15 protein-coding genes are annotated in these 13665 nt (G+C 62.1%); 9 read left to right on the forward strand and 6 right to left on the reverse strand.

What is annotated here, in order from left to right:
• The first annotated feature begins 457 nt into the window (after positions 1-457).
• Entirely contained in the window at positions 458-2194 is a 1737-nt protein-coding gene (gene pilB / locus ACWCIA_RS08600; RefSeq protein WP_454162361.1) for a type IV-A pilus assembly ATPase PilB, read from the forward strand.
• A 23-nt stretch (positions 2195-2217) separates the two neighbouring features.
• On the forward strand, positions 2218-3453 hold the full coding sequence (locus ACWCIA_RS08605; RefSeq protein ID WP_454162362.1) for a type II secretion system F family protein: 1236 nt from the start codon (positions 2218-2220) through the stop codon (positions 3451-3453).
• Positions 3454-3639: 186 nt separating this feature from the next.
• On the opposite strand, the gene ACWCIA_RS08610 is transcribed toward ACWCIA_RS08605, so the two are convergent.
• Together ACWCIA_RS08610 and ACWCIA_RS08615 are read right to left on the reverse strand one after the other, a co-directional pair.
• Entirely contained in the window at positions 3640-4365 is a 726-nt protein-coding gene (locus ACWCIA_RS08610; protein ID WP_454162364.1) for a hypothetical protein, read from the reverse strand.
• Entirely contained in the window at positions 4365-5633 is a 1269-nt protein-coding gene (locus ACWCIA_RS08615; RefSeq protein WP_454162366.1) for an AAA family ATPase, read from the reverse strand. The genes ACWCIA_RS08610 and ACWCIA_RS08615 overlap by 1 nt, the downstream gene beginning before the upstream one ends.
• Positions 5634-5728: 95 nt before the next feature.
• Here ACWCIA_RS08615 and ACWCIA_RS08620 point away from each other — a divergent pair, with 95 nt between their 5' ends.
• Both ACWCIA_RS08620 and ACWCIA_RS08625 read left to right on the forward strand, forming a co-directional pair.
• Positions 5729-6196 carry a type II secretion system F family protein gene (locus ACWCIA_RS08620; RefSeq protein ID WP_454162368.1) on the forward strand — a complete coding sequence of 156 codons (468 nt, stop codon included), beginning with the start codon at positions 5729-5731 and terminating at the stop codon, positions 6194-6196.
• A gap of 174 nt (positions 6197-6370) precedes the next feature.
• The gene (locus tag ACWCIA_RS08625) at positions 6371-6784 is read left to right on the forward strand and encodes a hypothetical protein (RefSeq protein WP_454162370.1); all 414 of its coding nucleotides are present in this window, start codon (positions 6371-6373) and stop codon (positions 6782-6784) included.
• A gap of 69 nt (positions 6785-6853) precedes the next feature.
• Here the strand turns inward: ACWCIA_RS08625 and ACWCIA_RS08630 are convergent, their stop codons facing one another.
• Both ACWCIA_RS08630 and ACWCIA_RS08635 read right to left on the reverse strand, forming a co-directional pair.
• A complete protein-coding gene (locus ACWCIA_RS08630; protein WP_454162372.1) occupies positions 6854-8029 on the reverse strand; it encodes a pyridoxal phosphate-dependent aminotransferase in 1176 nt (391 codons plus the stop codon).
• A gap of 33 nt (positions 8030-8062) precedes the next feature.
• The gene (locus tag ACWCIA_RS08635; RefSeq protein ID WP_454162374.1) at positions 8063-8977 is read right to left on the reverse strand and encodes a LysR family transcriptional regulator; all 915 of its coding nucleotides are present in this window, start codon (positions 8975-8977) and stop codon (positions 8063-8065) included.
• A 112-nt stretch (positions 8978-9089) separates the two neighbouring features.
• Here ACWCIA_RS08635 and sugE point away from each other — a divergent pair, with 112 nt between their 5' ends.
• Positions 9090-9410, forward strand: a complete 321-nt coding sequence (gene sugE, locus ACWCIA_RS08640; RefSeq protein ID WP_454162376.1) for a quaternary ammonium compound efflux SMR transporter SugE — start codon at positions 9090-9092, stop codon at positions 9408-9410.
• Between the two features lie 11 nt (positions 9411-9421).
• Here sugE and ACWCIA_RS08645 read toward each other — a convergent pair whose 3' ends face one another.
• Together ACWCIA_RS08645 and ACWCIA_RS08650 are read right to left on the reverse strand one after the other, a co-directional pair.
• A complete protein-coding gene (locus tag ACWCIA_RS08645) occupies positions 9422-10111 on the reverse strand; it encodes an RES family NAD+ phosphorylase (protein ID WP_454162378.1) in 690 nt (229 codons plus the stop codon).
• Positions 10104-10778 (reverse strand): hypothetical protein, encoded by a 675-nt coding sequence (locus ACWCIA_RS08650; RefSeq protein WP_454162380.1) that lies wholly within the window; start codon positions 10776-10778, stop codon positions 10104-10106. Before ACWCIA_RS08650 ends, ACWCIA_RS08645 begins: the two co-directional genes overlap by 8 nt.
• Before the next feature lie 238 nt (positions 10779-11016).
• Here ACWCIA_RS08650 and ACWCIA_RS08655 point away from each other — a divergent pair, with 238 nt between their 5' ends.
• The 4 genes from ACWCIA_RS08655 to ACWCIA_RS08670 all read left to right on the forward strand — a co-directional run bounded on the left by ACWCIA_RS08655 (position 11017) and on the right by ACWCIA_RS08670 (position 13569).
• Positions 11017-11880: a prepilin peptidase gene (locus tag ACWCIA_RS08655; protein ID WP_454162382.1), complete on the forward strand. Its 864-nt coding sequence runs from the start codon at positions 11017-11019 to the stop codon at positions 11878-11880.
• A 14-nt stretch (positions 11881-11894) separates the two neighbouring features.
• Positions 11895-12542: a dephospho-CoA kinase gene (gene coaE / locus ACWCIA_RS08660; protein ID WP_454162478.1), complete on the forward strand. Its 648-nt coding sequence runs from the start codon at positions 11895-11897 to the stop codon at positions 12540-12542.
• 64 nt (positions 12543-12606) lie between these two features.
• Positions 12607-13362, forward strand: a complete 756-nt coding sequence (gene zapD / locus ACWCIA_RS08665; protein WP_454162384.1) for a cell division protein ZapD — start codon at positions 12607-12609, stop codon at positions 13360-13362.
• 18 nt (positions 13363-13380) lie between these two features.
• Entirely contained in the window at positions 13381-13569 is a 189-nt protein-coding gene (locus ACWCIA_RS08670) for a DNA gyrase inhibitor YacG (RefSeq protein WP_454162386.1), read from the forward strand.
• The last annotated feature ends 96 nt before the right edge of the window (positions 13570-13665 follow it).

Below are 13665 nucleotides of genomic sequence, written 5' to 3' on the forward strand. Positions count from 1 at the left end.
GGCGCCTGAGGGCGCCGGTATTGTTTTGGGTGTCGTAGGGTGGACGGCTTCACCTGAACGGATGATCGACTGCTGCGTGTGCGCCGTCCACGCGTTCAACGCACTGCCGATCATTCGCGACCGATCACCCGGCGGTTGAACGCGTGGGCGGCGCATACGGTACGTAAATTCATACCCTTGGGTGGAGCCGACCACCCTACGGGTACTCATCCATTACGATTAATAAAGGCTCTGATCAACCCGACAACACCCATTGATACCCCGCCAACAAACTCGCTTCCACGGGGCGTCGTGCCATTTCGTCTACGTGGCGCATCTGCATCTCCGCCCTGTTGAAACGCTTTACAAATGTGATGCCTGTAGGCATCATCCGAAGAGCCCGCCTCTCCGACATGGCGCGGGTTGCCTCTTGTTGTTCATCTAATCACTCGGCACCTCACTGGCTTCTCATTTGCTTATGGCAGCAGTCCTCCCAAACACGACTTCAGGCACGCCGATGTCGGCGCCTATGTCCGGTTTGGCGCGCGCACTGGTGCAGGCGGGCCGGCTGAGCGTGCCCCAGGCGGACGCCTTCCAGAAGAAAGCCGCGAGCGAGCGCAGCACCTTCATCGATGCCCTGCTGGCCGGCGGCGTCCTCGACGCCCAGTCGCTGGCGGCCTTCTGCGCCGAGACTTTCGGCTATCCGCTGCTCGACCTGTCGACCTTCAGCCCCGAGTCGCTCCCGGCCGGCGCGATCGACACCAAGCTGATGGCGGCCCAGCGCGTGATCGCGCTGGCCAAGCGCGGCAACCGGCTGTCGGTGGCGATCTCCGACCCGACCAACACGCAGGCCCTGGACCAGATCAAGTTCCAGAGCGAAGCGGCGGTCGAACCCGTGATCGTGGCCCACGACGCCCTGCTCGCCCTGCTGGCCAACCTCACCAAGAGCACCGAGCAAAGCCTGAACGACCTGGCCGGCGACGGCGCCGACATCGAATTCGCCGAGGAAGAATCGGCGGCGGTGGCGCTGGAAGCGACCACCGAGGTCGAGGACGCGCCGATCGTGCGCTTCCTGAACAAGATCCTGATGGATGCCGTGAACCTGGGCGCCTCCGACATCCACTTCGAGCCCTACGAAAAGTACTACCGGATCCGCATGCGCGTCGACGGCGTGCTGCGCGACCACGCGATGCCGCCCCTGTCGATCCGCGACAAGCTGGTCTCGCGCATCAAGGTGCTGGCCAAGCTCGACATTTCGGAAAAACGCGTGCCGCAGGACGGCCGCATGAGATTGATCCTGTCCGCCACGCGCACCATCGACTTCCGTGTCAGCACCCTGCCCACGTTGTTCGGCGAAAAAACCGTCATGCGTATCCTCGACGCGACCCAGGCGCAAATGGGCATCGACTCGCTCGGCTACGACCCGGACCAGAAAGAGCTGCTGCTCGAAGCCATCTCGCGCCCCTACGGCATGGTGCTGGTGACCGGTCCGACCGGCTCGGGTAAAACGGTGTCGCTGTACAGCTGCCTGAACGTGCTGAACAAACCCGGGATCAACATCTCGACCGCGGAAGACCCGGCCGAGATCAACCTGCCCGGCGTAAACCAGGTCAACGTCAACGACAAGGCCGGCCTCACCTTCCCGGTCGCGCTGAAATCCTTCCTGCGCCAGGATCCCGACATCATCATGGTCGGCGAGATCCGCGACCTGGAAACCGCCGACATCGCGATCAAGGCCGCGCAGACCGGCCACATGGTGTTTCCCACCCTCCACACCAACGACGCGCCCTCGACCCTGACGCGCCTGATGAACATGGGCGTGGCCCCGTTCAACATCGCCTCCTCGGTGATCCTGATCACGGCCCAGCGCCTCGCGCGCCGCCTCTGCCATTGCAAGCAGCCGCTCGAGATGGGGCGCGAGGCCCTGCTGGCGGCCGGCTACCGCGAGGGCGACCTGGAAGGCGACTGGAAACCCTACGGCCCGGTCGGCTGCGAGCGCTGCCTCGGTTCCGGCTACAAGGGCCGCGTCGGCATCTACCAGCTCATGCCGATCAGCCCGGCGATCGAGGCGCTGATCCTGGCCAGCGGCAACTCGATGCAGATCGCCGCCCAGGCCGAGAAGGAAGGCGTGAACTCGCTGCGCCGCTCGGGCCTGATGAAAGTAAAACAGGGGCTGACCAGCCTCGAAGAAGTGCTCGGCTGCACCAACGAGTAGCGAACAACGAAGACAGGATCACTATGGCAACCTCCCTCACCACCCGTGGCCGCGGCGGCGCGCAAGTCAAGGAAGCGGTCTACGCCTGGGAAGGCAAGGACAAGGCCGGCAAGACCGTGCGCGGCGAGCTGCGCGCCGGCGGCGAAGCGATCGTCAACGTGACGCTGCGCCGCCAGGGCATCATGGTCACCAAGGTCAAGAAGAAGGTCTACCGCGCCGGCAAGAAGATCACCGACAAGGACCTGACCATGTTCACGCGCCAGCTGGCGACGATGATGAAGGCCGGCGTGCCGCTGCTGCAGGCCTTCGACATCGTCGGCAAGGGCCATGCGAACCCGTCCATGGCGAAACTGGTGCTCGACCTGCGCTCGGACATCGAGACCGGCACCAGCCTGAACAACGCCTTCCGCAAGTACCCGCGCTATTTCGACCCGCTGTTCTGCAACCTGGTCGGCGCCGGCGAACAGGCCGGCATCCTGGAAGACCTGCTGCACCGCCTCGCGGTCTACAAAGAGAAGACGCTGGCGATCAAGGCCAAGATCAAGTCCGCCCTGACCTACCCGATCGCCATCCTCGCGGTGGCCTTCATCGTGGTCGCCGTGATCATGATCTGGGTGGTCCCGGCCTTCAAATCCGTGTTCGAAAGCTTCGGCGCCGACCTGCCCGCCCCGACCCTGATCGTGATGGCCATGTCGGCATTCTTCGTGCAGTGGTGGTGGCTGATCTTCGGCTCGCTCTTCGGCGCGATCTACTTCTTCTTCCAGTCCTGGCGCCGCTCGCTGAAAATGCAGCAGACCATGGACCGCCTGCTGCTGCGCCTGCCGGTCTTCGGCCCTGTCATCCGCAAGGCCACCATCGCGCGCTGGACGCGCACCCTGTCGACCATGTTCGCCGCCGGCGTCCCGCTGGTCGAGGCCCTCGACTCCGTCGGCGGCGCTTCCGGCAACGCGGTCTACCTCGACGCCACCCGCCGCATCCAGACCGAAGTCTCCACCGGCACCAGCCTGACGACGGCGATGCAGAACGCCGCCGTGTTCCCGAGCCTGGTCACGCAGATGGTCGCCATCGGCGAAGAATCCGGCGCGCTCGACGCCATGCTGGGCAAGGTGGCCGACTTCTTCGAAGACGAGGTCGACGAAGCCGTCGCCGCCCTGTCCTCGCTGATGGAGCCGATGATCATGGTCATCCTGGGCGTGCTGATCGGCGGCCTGGTGGTGGCGATGTATCTGCCGATTTTCAAGCTGGGTTCGGTGGTGTAAGACCCTTCTTGTAGATCAGTGACCGAGGCTTGGATTGACGCAACGTCAATCCTGCAGAAACGCGTCCTGAACGCCGCCTCGACGATTGCAAAAATCCGAACTTAGGAAGTAATCTAGGCTAAGAATATAACGTATTGAGGCGAGTTTATGGCTTTCTGACGAAACGTGCAGATTCTTCACGAATAGCTAGGGACACTGTCGCGCGCCTTTAATACGCGCTGCTCGGCGCTCTTCCCGATCAGCATGAGCCAACGCAACATTTGCAATAGCCACGCAATACGCAGGTAAACATCCGTTGGCATCAGGCTTTAGAATCTCCGCCGCAAGCCTACGAGCTGCAGCAGCTGTGATTGGCTTGTTTTGCTTTGGGAAAAGCGAACCACGTATAACAGCAGCACGATTGGAACTTAATGTGCGGTGATTCAGATTAAGGATTTTGACGGTTGCTATTCCCTCAGCTGTACTCCCAATAATTTCCCCATCCTTTTGGAATTTAAAATGTCGCTCGGCGTTAGGTAGCAACGGAGAGACAAATGGTTGAGATTGGGGGTCATAATCTTTTTTTATTGGCGCGCCGTATTCAGTTGCCACCGAAGACTGGCTAGGGGGATAACATGCCACCATGTTACGATAATCAATTGTTTCCGCGCTAATTTTTCTTGCCTGCGGAAGGACGTGTTCGATATGACACGAGGCGCGGGTATCGTTCCCTGTCGCCTGACAATCGGCGACAGTTTGCAATCGTTTCAATGTGTAGGCGCACAAATAAAACTGCTCCGTAAGCAAAGATTTTCGAACAGCCTCACTCGGAAATCCTCCACCGCCATAGGTCAAATTTTCAGGCGTCTTTGCGTTCTCAGCCTTCCAATTTATAAGTTCACGGGGCTCAGCCGACTTGTTTATCGAGCGCATTACTCAACATCCCCCATCAATTCTAAACTCGAGATCGAACCTTGAGCTTCCAGAACCTCTGGAATATCTCCCACTTTATTTCTTAACCTATTAAGTTCGCTCTGCGCTTCAGCCAATTCATCATCATCGATAAGCGTCCTAATCTTTGCAAGTGAGGCCTTTACCACTGGATCACGAGCAGTACTTTCCATTAGTTCCTCGAGTATGTCGCCACTGCTCATACCCATTGCCCGTTCGGCATGCCCCAACAATACGCCGTTTCGCAATAACATCACTGATTCGGGTGCCAGCTCCCCCACCACTTGTGGTGAATGCGTCGTAATTACAAACTGACAGTTTGGAAAAGTAGTTTCCAATGATGAAACAATTGTCCGCTGCCATTTAGGATGTAAATGCAGATCTATTTCATCTATTAGAACAATTCCTTCACCCGACAGAGGATTTGACTTTTCTGTATTTAAAAGACTTAAACGTCGAGCCAGGTCCCCAACAAGTGCAAGAAGACATTTCTCACCATCCGAAAGCTGCATAACATTTAATTCGATCCCCCCCTTCTTTACCGTCATGCGAAGGGAAGGTTTCCGGCGTATACGTAGCTCAGTAAATTTCGTAAAACTTTCAATAGCATGGCGCACAGCAGAGAGATCACGATCCCGATATGCCGAATCATCACGAATTTTTTCATTCTCTGCGTCTTCGCGATCCCGAAACCATCCAAAAAAGCCTCGAAAATCCGTTCCACCATGACCTAAAGCATCATAGTAAGCTTCTCGTGGCGTGCTCTTCATTTTTGCTCTGACTCTGAGCGGAACATCTAAAACAGCGCGATGAACATCATAATAAACAGCCAACGGAAGACTGATGGGTTGATTGTGCTCTTCCCGGTAAAGCATACGAGAATTTAGTAATGCAGTTTGTGGGTTCAATGAGGAAAAATCGCTGCTGCGCTCGGAGGTCTTGTTTTCGCCTGCTTTTTTATTTCGAGCTATAGCCCAACTGGTCGGCGAATCCGCCCCAAGATCAACCTGCACTTTCAAACGCGCAAATTGTTTTCCCTCCTGAATGTCATCAGGCGAGATATCTCTCGCCTTAGCAGAGTTACCAACAATACGTTCAGTCATATTTGACAGAGCGATAGCTAATGCATCCAGTACCGTTGACTTGCCTACGCCGTTAACACCCAAGATTGCCGTCGTTCTTTTAGTGAATGAGAGCGACATCTTTTCAATGCCACGAAAGTTCTCTAGATCTACATTTTTGAGTATCATGACTCTGCTTCCTTAGCGCCCGGAGAGTGTTAATAATGTTTTAATTTGAACATGCGTTTATTGACCTAGTTTCAATTGTACGCGAACCCTAAGCCATGCCGAAGATTTGTTTGTCGCTTGCACAAGAACGAGTGAAAGCAGGGCCTTCATTTAATGTGCAAGCAACGTCTACTAAGATAGGATTCGCCGTTGTCGCCCCCTTTAGGTACGAGTCCTTGCTCCAGATGGCGGCCAGCCAACAACGTAGTAGTGCAGTGCACTTCGACGCCACCCGCCGCATCCAGACCGAAGTCTCCACCGGCACCAGCCTGACGATGGCGATGCAGAACGCCGCCGTGTTCCCGAGCCTGGTCACGCAGATGGTCGCCATCGGCGAAGAATCCGGCGCGCTCGACGCCATGCTGGGCAAGGTGGCCGACTTCTTCGAAGACGAGGTCGACGAAGCCGTCGCCGCCCTGTCCTCGCTGATGGAGCCGATGATCATGTTCATCCTGGGCGTGCTGATCGGCGGCCTGGTGGTGGCGATGTATCTGCCGATTTTCAAGCTGGGTTCGGTGGTGTAGCGCACGGCGGCTGCAGGCCGTTCAACGGTTCAACCGCGTGGACCCGGAACGCCACGCGCCTACGCCGTCAGAACCTGTGCGATCTGTATCACCTGTAAGAAGTTGCATCAGTGCTGTCAAGGAACAGGTAGCAGTTCTATAGTCGAACCATAGCAGTTCAACTGGAGACCTGACATGAAACGATTCCTCAGCATTGCCGCCATTACCGCCGTGAGCGCAGCCGCTTTGCTGCCGCTGTCGGCCGCCGCACAGACCCGCGTCCACCTCAACGTCGGCGTGCCTGCCCCCGTGTACGTGCAAGACCGCTATTACGTACAGGACCGTTACGTTCAGCAGCACAATTACCGCGGCGACTATGTCTATGCGCCACGTGGGTACTACGTCGAGTCGCGCCGCTGGGTCGACCGTAACCGCGACGGCATGCACGATCGCCGCGGACGCCGCGACTTCGACCGCGACGGCGTGCCGAACCGCTATGATCGCGACCTCGACAACGACGGTATCGCCAATCGTTACGACCGCGACGTGGACGGCGACGGCGTGCGCAACCGCCACGACCGCCGTCCCGACAATCCCTACAGGTATTGACAGGCCCGCAACAAGACGCTGCACACCGGCTGGCCGGGACACGATCGGACGATCGGTCCCGGCCAGTCGTCATTTGGCGAGGCGCTCCATCAGGATGCCGAGCCGCCTGATTGCCTCCGCCAGCTGTTCCGCGCCCGCCGCATACGACAGCCGCACGTAGCGGTCCGCGCCCACATGGCCGAAATCCTTGCCCGGCGTGAGCGCCACATACATCTCTTCCAGCGCCCGCTCGCAGAACTGCCACGCGCTCAGCCCCGTCCCGCTTACGTCGAAGTACACATAGAAAGCCCCGTCCGGCGGCACCGGCACGGGCAGCCCGATCCCCGCCAGGCCTTCAAGCACCAGTTCCCGCCGCCGCGCGAACTCGACACGCCGCTCCTCGCAGACGGCCAGCGATTCCGGCGTGAAGCAGGCCAGCGCCGCCTGCTGGGACAGGTTCGAGGCGCAAATGTAGTAGTTCTGGGCCAGGCGCTCCATGGTCGGCACCAGCGCTTCCGGCACGACGGTCCAGCCCAGGCGCCAGCCGGTCATGCCGAAATACTTCGAGAAGCTGTTGATGACGATGGCGCCGTCGTCGAAGGACAGCACGGTCTGCGGCGGGCGGCCGGCGGCGTCGCGGTCGCCCAGGTTCAAATAAATCTCGTCGACGATGCGCCAGGCGCCGTGCTCGCGCGCCCAGTCGCAGATCGCGCGCAGTTCCTGCGGCAGCACCGAGGTGCCGGTCGGGTTCGAGGGCGTGGCGATCATCAGGCCCTTCGTTTGCGGCGTCCAGTTGGCGCGCACGCTATCGAGGGCGAGCTGGAAGCGGCTGTCGGCATCGGTCGCCACGAGTTTGACTTGCGCACCGAAGCTGCTGAGGAACTGGCGGTTGCATGGGTAGGACGGGTCGCCCACGATCACTTCGTCGCCCTGGTCGACCAGGGCCGCGGTGACCAGCAGCAGCGCGGCGGAGGCGCCGGCGGTGACGATGATGCGGTGCGGAGAGACCGTGACGCCGTGTTCCTGCAGGTAGAAAGCGGCGATTGCCTCGCGCAGGGCCCAGGTGCCCAGGGCCGCGGTGTAGGGAAGCGGACTGTCCACCGCCGTGCGCGCGGCCTCGAGCACGGCGGGCGGCGGGCCGAAATCGGGTTCGCCCAGGCTCAGTTTGATGACCTCGTGCCCTTGCGCTTCGAGGGCGGCCGCACGCTTGCCGAACTCCATGGCGAAGAAGGGATCGACGGATTGGGCGCGTTGGGAAATTTTCATGTCGGTGTTCAGGTGGCAGGTTCGTCCCGCATTTTATCCGTGCGTGCCGCCACGTGCTTGTCCCTGCGGGCCGAGCAGTTCGATGAAGCGCTTCGCTGCCAGTCCCAGCGGCCGCTCGGTGGTCCAGACGATATCGACGAAGAAGCGCAGTTCGTTGGTCAGATTCTCCGTCGGTATCTCGACCAGCGAGCCGTCGGCCAGGTAGGGCCGCACGAAGGCCGATGGCAGCCAGGCCCATCCTGCGCCGGCGGTCACCAGCGACAGCGCGGCGGCCGGGCTGTCCGTTTTCCACTGCAGCCGCGATACCGAGATGCGCTTGTCGACCTCGTTTGAATCGCGCCCGGCCACCACGATCTGGCGCGCGCACAGGAGATCGGCATCGCGCACCGACACATCGTTCACGCTTTCGAGCAAAGGGTGATGCGGCGCCACCACGGCGACCAGCCGCTCCTGCGCGATCTCCTGGAAGGCCTCGTGGGCGCCCAGTCCGTAGCGTTCGAAGACGAGGGCGAGGTCGGCGCGGCCGCTTTCCAGCATGCCGAGGGCGTCGCCCTGCGGCGCGGTCAGCACTGCCACTTCCAGCAGCGGGTACTCCAGCGCCAGCGCCTGCAGCGCCCTGCTCCACGATTCGGCCGCGATCAGTTCCGGCACCAGCGCGATGGTCAGCGAGGCTTCCAGCCCTTTGGTGAGCGAGAGCGCGTGAGTGTTGAGGCGGTCCAGCTGCTCAACCAGCAGGCGCGCCTGGGGCAACAGGGCCTGCGCGTGCACGGTCGGCCTCGGCTCACGCCCGCTGCGGTCGAACAGCTGCAGGTCGAGCTCGGCTTCCAGGTTGGCGATCGCCATGCTGACCGCCGATGGCACCCGGCTCAGGGCACGCGCCGCGGCCGAGAACGAGCCGCGCTCGACGGCGGCAAGGAAGGCTTTCAAATTGTCGAGGTCGAACGCCATGCACTGCTCCAATCTATCAATTACGTTGATAGTATCTGACTTTTCCTCATAGTTTTAGAGACATACCATACGCAGCATCACAAGGCCGCGATGGCGGCATAGGGAGCTTGTCATGGTCTGGATTCTGCTGCTGTTGGCTGGCCTGTTCGAGGTTGTCTGGGCCATCGGTTTGAAATACACGGAAGGCTTTACGCGCCTGTGGCCGACGGTCGGCACGCTGGCCGGCATGGCCATCAGTTTCGGCCTGCTGGCCCATGTGCTCAAGACGCTGCCGGTCGGCACGGCGTACGCCATCTGGACGGGTATCGGCGCGGTCGGCACGGCGCTGGTCGGCATCGTCCTGCTGGGCGAATCCGCTTCGCCGGCACGGATCGCCTGTATCGGCCTGATCGCGGCCGGCATCATCGGCCTGAAGATGTTTTCAAGCCACTAGCGACGACTGCCTCAGCCGCGCCCCGGGACGATGTCCACCCCGATCTGCTCGGCCAGCGCCAGCAGTTCGCCATAGGCAACCGTGTCGTCGACCAGGCTGCGCGAAGGCACGCCCGGACGCAGGCCGTCCGGGGCGATGCGGTCGCCGAACAGCACCACCGACCGGGCGCCGTCGTCCTGGCGCGAGATCCAGCACAGGCCCTGCACCTGCGGGAAGCCGGCGTGGATGGCCGCCGCCCACAGCCGCGTCACCGGGTACTGGTCCTTTTCCGTATCGATCAGCTGCTTGCGCTCGACGCCGAGCTTGCGCAGTGCCTTGCTGCCCAGGTCGACCAGCAGCAGTTCATGCGCCGCACTGAACTGCGAATGAACCTGCCCGGCCAGCTTGCCCTTGTCGTAGGCCTTAAAGCCGGGCACGAAAGGAATGTCGTGGAACACCGTTTCCATGGCCGCGCAGGCGAAGCTGGCGCCGCCGTAGAGGGTCGGGATCGGGGTGCCGTCGGGGCGCGTGATGGGACTGAAACGGGCATTGCCGGCCAAACCGGGGTTGAATTGCACCGGGCCATAGACATCCTGGTGCACGCGGTGGATGGCCAGGCCCGCCGGCCAGATGGTCGTCGAAATATGCAGTACGGATGGCGGCGGGATCGCGGGGGGCGCAGCCTGGGCAATGAGGGATGGGCGCGGCGGCGCCTTAGCCATGCAGCACGCCTTCGCACTCGTCGGCCGCGGCGGCGATCACGCGTTCGGGATCGGTGGCGATCAGTTCGCGTGGCGATTTACCGCCCAAAAAACTGTTGGCGGACATGAACCAGTAGGACAAGCCCCAGCTGTCCTTGGCGTCGCCGAAGGTCTTGAGGACCTGCGCCATCGCCTTGCGCGGCCGGTAGCCGGCTTGCGGGTCGAGGCCGTAGCTGGGGAAATAATCGATGCCGTTGTGGCGGATGGCGAAGATGGCGCCCTCGCGTTTCCACTTGTTGGGCTGGGTGCTGGGGTTGCTGGGGCTGAAGCCGGCCACGGAAGCAATCTCGGCGGCCGTCATCCAGTCGCCGCTGTCGAGCACGGCGGTGCGCGCGCGTGCCAGCATGGTCGCTTCCTTCAGCTCGTTCGGGGTGGGCGGCGCCTTCGGCACCAGCGCTTCGACGATGGCGTCGAGCGACTGGCGGTGGTGGGCGCCGACGATGGATTTGACGAGCCCGGCGATGCCGGCAAAGGTTTCCGCCATGGCCGCCGCTTCGCGCGCCGTCGCATGGGTCAGCGTGACTGCAACCACTTGTTCCGCATCAACTCGGTGCAGTTGCCTGCTGACTTCCTCGGGCCCGCCTGCCAGGGTCGAAATCCCTGCCGTGTCGTAGTCCAGTGCGTGCATGGCCCCTCCTGATGAGATTATGCTGGTTCGCTTCACACCATCATAACTCATATAATCCATTTGTACCACGACACCTGCAAGCCGGGCGCGCAAGGCCGGTGTAGATACTCCCGGCTGCCTGCATGCCACACCAGGGCGCGCAATCAGCCCTGCGATGCACGGTCTCTTCGCCAAAACGCCCGAAACACCCTAGAATACGTTGTTCTACGGAACCATTCTTCATTTTCGGAAGCCCGCTTTGGAAACTCTTCTCTTCGCCGCCCCGGCATCGCTCGGTCCCACCCTGGTCGCCGGCCTGTTTGGCCTCCTCATCGGCAGTTTCCTGAACGTGGTGATCCACCGCATCCCGAAGATGATGCAGCGCGAGTCCGACAATTACGTGGCCCACGAAAGCGGCAAGGAATTGCCCCATACCGACCGCTACAACCTGATGGTGCCACGCTCGGCCTGCCCCTGCTGCGGCCACCAGATCACGGCGATGGAAAACATCCCCGTGATCAGCTGGCTGGCGCTGCGCGGCAAATGCCGCAATTGCAAGGCGCCGATCTCGGCGCGCTATCCTGCGGTCGAACTCCTGACCGGCCTGCTGTCCGCCCTGCTGGTCTGGACCTTCGGGTCCGGCACGGCGGGCCTTGCCACCCTGCTGTTCGCCTACCTCCTGATCGCGATGACCTTCATCGACGTCGACACCCAGCTGCTGCCCGACGATCTGACCTTCCCGCTGCTGTGGGCCGGCCTGCTGGTCAACCTGGACGGCACCTTCGTTCCGCTGCACGACGCCGTGATTGGCGCGGCCGCCGGTTATCTCGTATTGTGGGCGGTGTACTGGCTGTTCAAACTCGTCACCGGCAAGGAAGGCATGGGCTACGGCGACTTCAAGCTGCTCGCGGCGCTGGGCGCCTGGCTCGGCTGGACGATGCTGCCGACGATTATCCTGCTGTCCTCGGTGGTCGGCGCGATTGTCGGCATCAGCCTGATCGTGTTCGCCAAGCGCGGGCGCGACAAGCCGATCCCCTTCGGCCCCTACCTGGCCGCTGCCGGCATGATCGCCCTGCTCTACGGCGAGCAGATCTCCGCCATGTTCCTGGGCCACCTCGCATAAGCACCATGAGCACCATGACCGCCGCCCACGCTCCCGCCTTCTCGGTCGGCCTCACCGGCGGCATCGGCTGCGGCAAGACGACGGTGGCCGACATGTTCGGCGCGCTCGGCGCCTCGCTGGTCGACACCGACGCCATCGCCCACGCCCTCACTGCGCCGCACGGGGCCGCCATGCCGGCCCTGCTCGCCGAATTCGGCGCCGGCTTCGCCACGCCCGATGGGGCGCTGGACCGCGCGAAGATGCGCGCACTGGTCTTCGCCGATCCCGGCGCCCGCGCCCGCCTGGAAGCCATCCTGCACCCGCGCATCCGCGAAGCGACCGCCGCCGCGGCGGCGATTGCTACCGGCCCCTACGTCATCTTCGTGGTGCCGCTGCTGATCGAGTCCGGCACCTGGGCCGACCGCGTCGCGCGCGTGCTGGCGATCGATTGCTCGGAAAAGACGCAGGTGGCGCGGGTGATGGCGCGCAACGGGCTGGACGAGGCACAGGTGCGTGCCATCATGGCGGCCCAGGTGAGCCGCGCGCAGCGTCTGGCTGCGGCCGACGACGTGATCGTCAACGACGACGGCCTCGAGGCGCTCGCGCCCCAGGTGGAACGCCTGCACGCGTTTTACCTGGCCGAGGCCGCCCGCATCGGCGCGCCTGCGATGCGGGATTTGTAATTTTGCTCCGCATGGTTCAGAATCACGGGGTTGCTCGCCAGCCCACATCCAGGGGAATGTCACTTTGATCGTCTACGAATATCCTTTCAACGAGCGGATTCGCACGTTGTTGCGGCTGGAAGACCTGTACGAGAAGTTCAAGTTCTTCGTGCAGCAGGAGCATCCCATGCAGCACCACGTCGCGCTCGCAACGATCTTCGACATGCTGGAAGTGGCCGGCCGCGCCGACCTGAAATCCGACCTGCTGCAGGAACTCGAACGCCAGAAGCAGAGCCTGCTGGCCTACCGCAGCAACCCCGCCGTGGCCGCCGACGCGCTCGACGCCGTCCTCGGCGAACTCGACCAGGTCAGCAGCGCCCTCGTCGCCGCCCAGGGCAAGACCGGCCAGAACGTGCGCGACAACGAATGGCTGATGAGCATCCGCGGCCGCACCATCATCCCGGGCGGCGCCTGCGAATTCGATTTGCCTTCCTATTACGCCTGGCAGAAGCGCCCCTTCGAGCAGCGCCACGCCGACATCATGGGCTGGTTCGGCCCGCTGGCGCCGCTGTGCGACGCCCTCGCCCTGGTGCTGCGCCTGCTGCGCGACTCCGGCCGCCCGACCAAGATGATCGCCTCCGCCGGCAGCTACCAGCAGATGTTGCAGGGGAAGATCTATCACATGCTGCGGCTCGGCCTGGACGAATCGCTGGGCGCGATCCCCGAGATTTCCGCTAACAAGTACATGCTGTGGGTACGCTTCACCACCCAGGGCGGCGACCTCAAGCCGAAGTCGCTGGAAGAAGACGTGCCCTTCGAGCTGACCCTCTGTAATTTCTAAGTTTGATCGAGTATTGCCATGACCGTCGTCGCCTGCCCCACCTGCTCCAGGAAAGTCGAATGGACGCCTGAGAACAAGTACCGCCCGTTCTGCTCCGAGCGCTGCAAACAGATCGACCTGGGCGCCTGGGCCGAGGAGAAGTACACCATCCCCGCCGCTGCGCCGAACGAGTCGCAGGACAATCCGCTGGACGACGACAAGCACTGACCCGGCTACGCGCCGGTAGCGCTGAAACCCGTCGAAATCGACGAACATACCCGTAGGGTGGGCACTTGTGCCCACGCGGTCGTGCCGCTGCAATCC

The organism is Massilia sp. SYSU DXS3249, assembly GCF_053668055.1.

Bases quoted from the DNA above. Each gene is read 5' to 3' on its own strand.
- ACWCIA_RS08610 (WP_454162364.1), bottom strand. From the start codon at position 4,365: ATGCGCTCGATAAACAAGTCGGCTGAGCCCCGTGAACTTATAAATTGG.
- ACWCIA_RS08620 (WP_454162368.1), top strand. From the start codon at position 5,729: ATGCCGAAGATTTGTTTGTCGCTTGCACAAGAACGAGTGAAAGCAGGG.
- ACWCIA_RS08605 (WP_454162362.1), top strand. From the start codon at position 2,218: ATGGCAACCTCCCTCACCACCCGTGGCCGCGGCGGCGCGCAAGTCAAG.
- pilB (WP_454162361.1), top strand. From the start codon at position 458: ATGGCAGCAGTCCTCCCAAACACGACTTCAGGCACGCCGATGTCGGCG.
- ACWCIA_RS08645 (WP_454162378.1), bottom strand. From the start codon at position 10,111: ATGGCTAAGGCGCCGCCGCGCCCATCCCTCATTGCCCAGGCTGCGCCC.
- ACWCIA_RS08650 (WP_454162380.1), bottom strand. From the start codon at position 10,778: ATGCACGCACTGGACTACGACACGGCAGGGATTTCGACCCTGGCAGGC.
- ACWCIA_RS08615 (WP_454162366.1), bottom strand. From the start codon at position 5,633: ATGATACTCAAAAATGTAGATCTAGAGAACTTTCGTGGCATTGAAAAG.
- ACWCIA_RS08625 (WP_454162370.1), top strand. From the start codon at position 6,371: ATGAAACGATTCCTCAGCATTGCCGCCATTACCGCCGTGAGCGCAGCC.
- coaE (WP_454162478.1), top strand. From the start codon at position 11,895: ATGACCGCCGCCCACGCTCCCGCCTTCTCGGTCGGCCTCACCGGCGGC.
- ACWCIA_RS08635 (WP_454162374.1), bottom strand. From the start codon at position 8,977: ATGGCGTTCGACCTCGACAATTTGAAAGCCTTCCTTGCCGCCGTCGAG.
- ACWCIA_RS08670 (WP_454162386.1), top strand. From the start codon at position 13,381: ATGACCGTCGTCGCCTGCCCCACCTGCTCCAGGAAAGTCGAATGGACG.
- ACWCIA_RS08630 (WP_454162372.1), bottom strand. From the start codon at position 8,029: ATGAAAATTTCCCAACGCGCCCAATCCGTCGATCCCTTCTTCGCCATG.
- sugE (WP_454162376.1), top strand. From the start codon at position 9,090: ATGGTCTGGATTCTGCTGCTGTTGGCTGGCCTGTTCGAGGTTGTCTGG.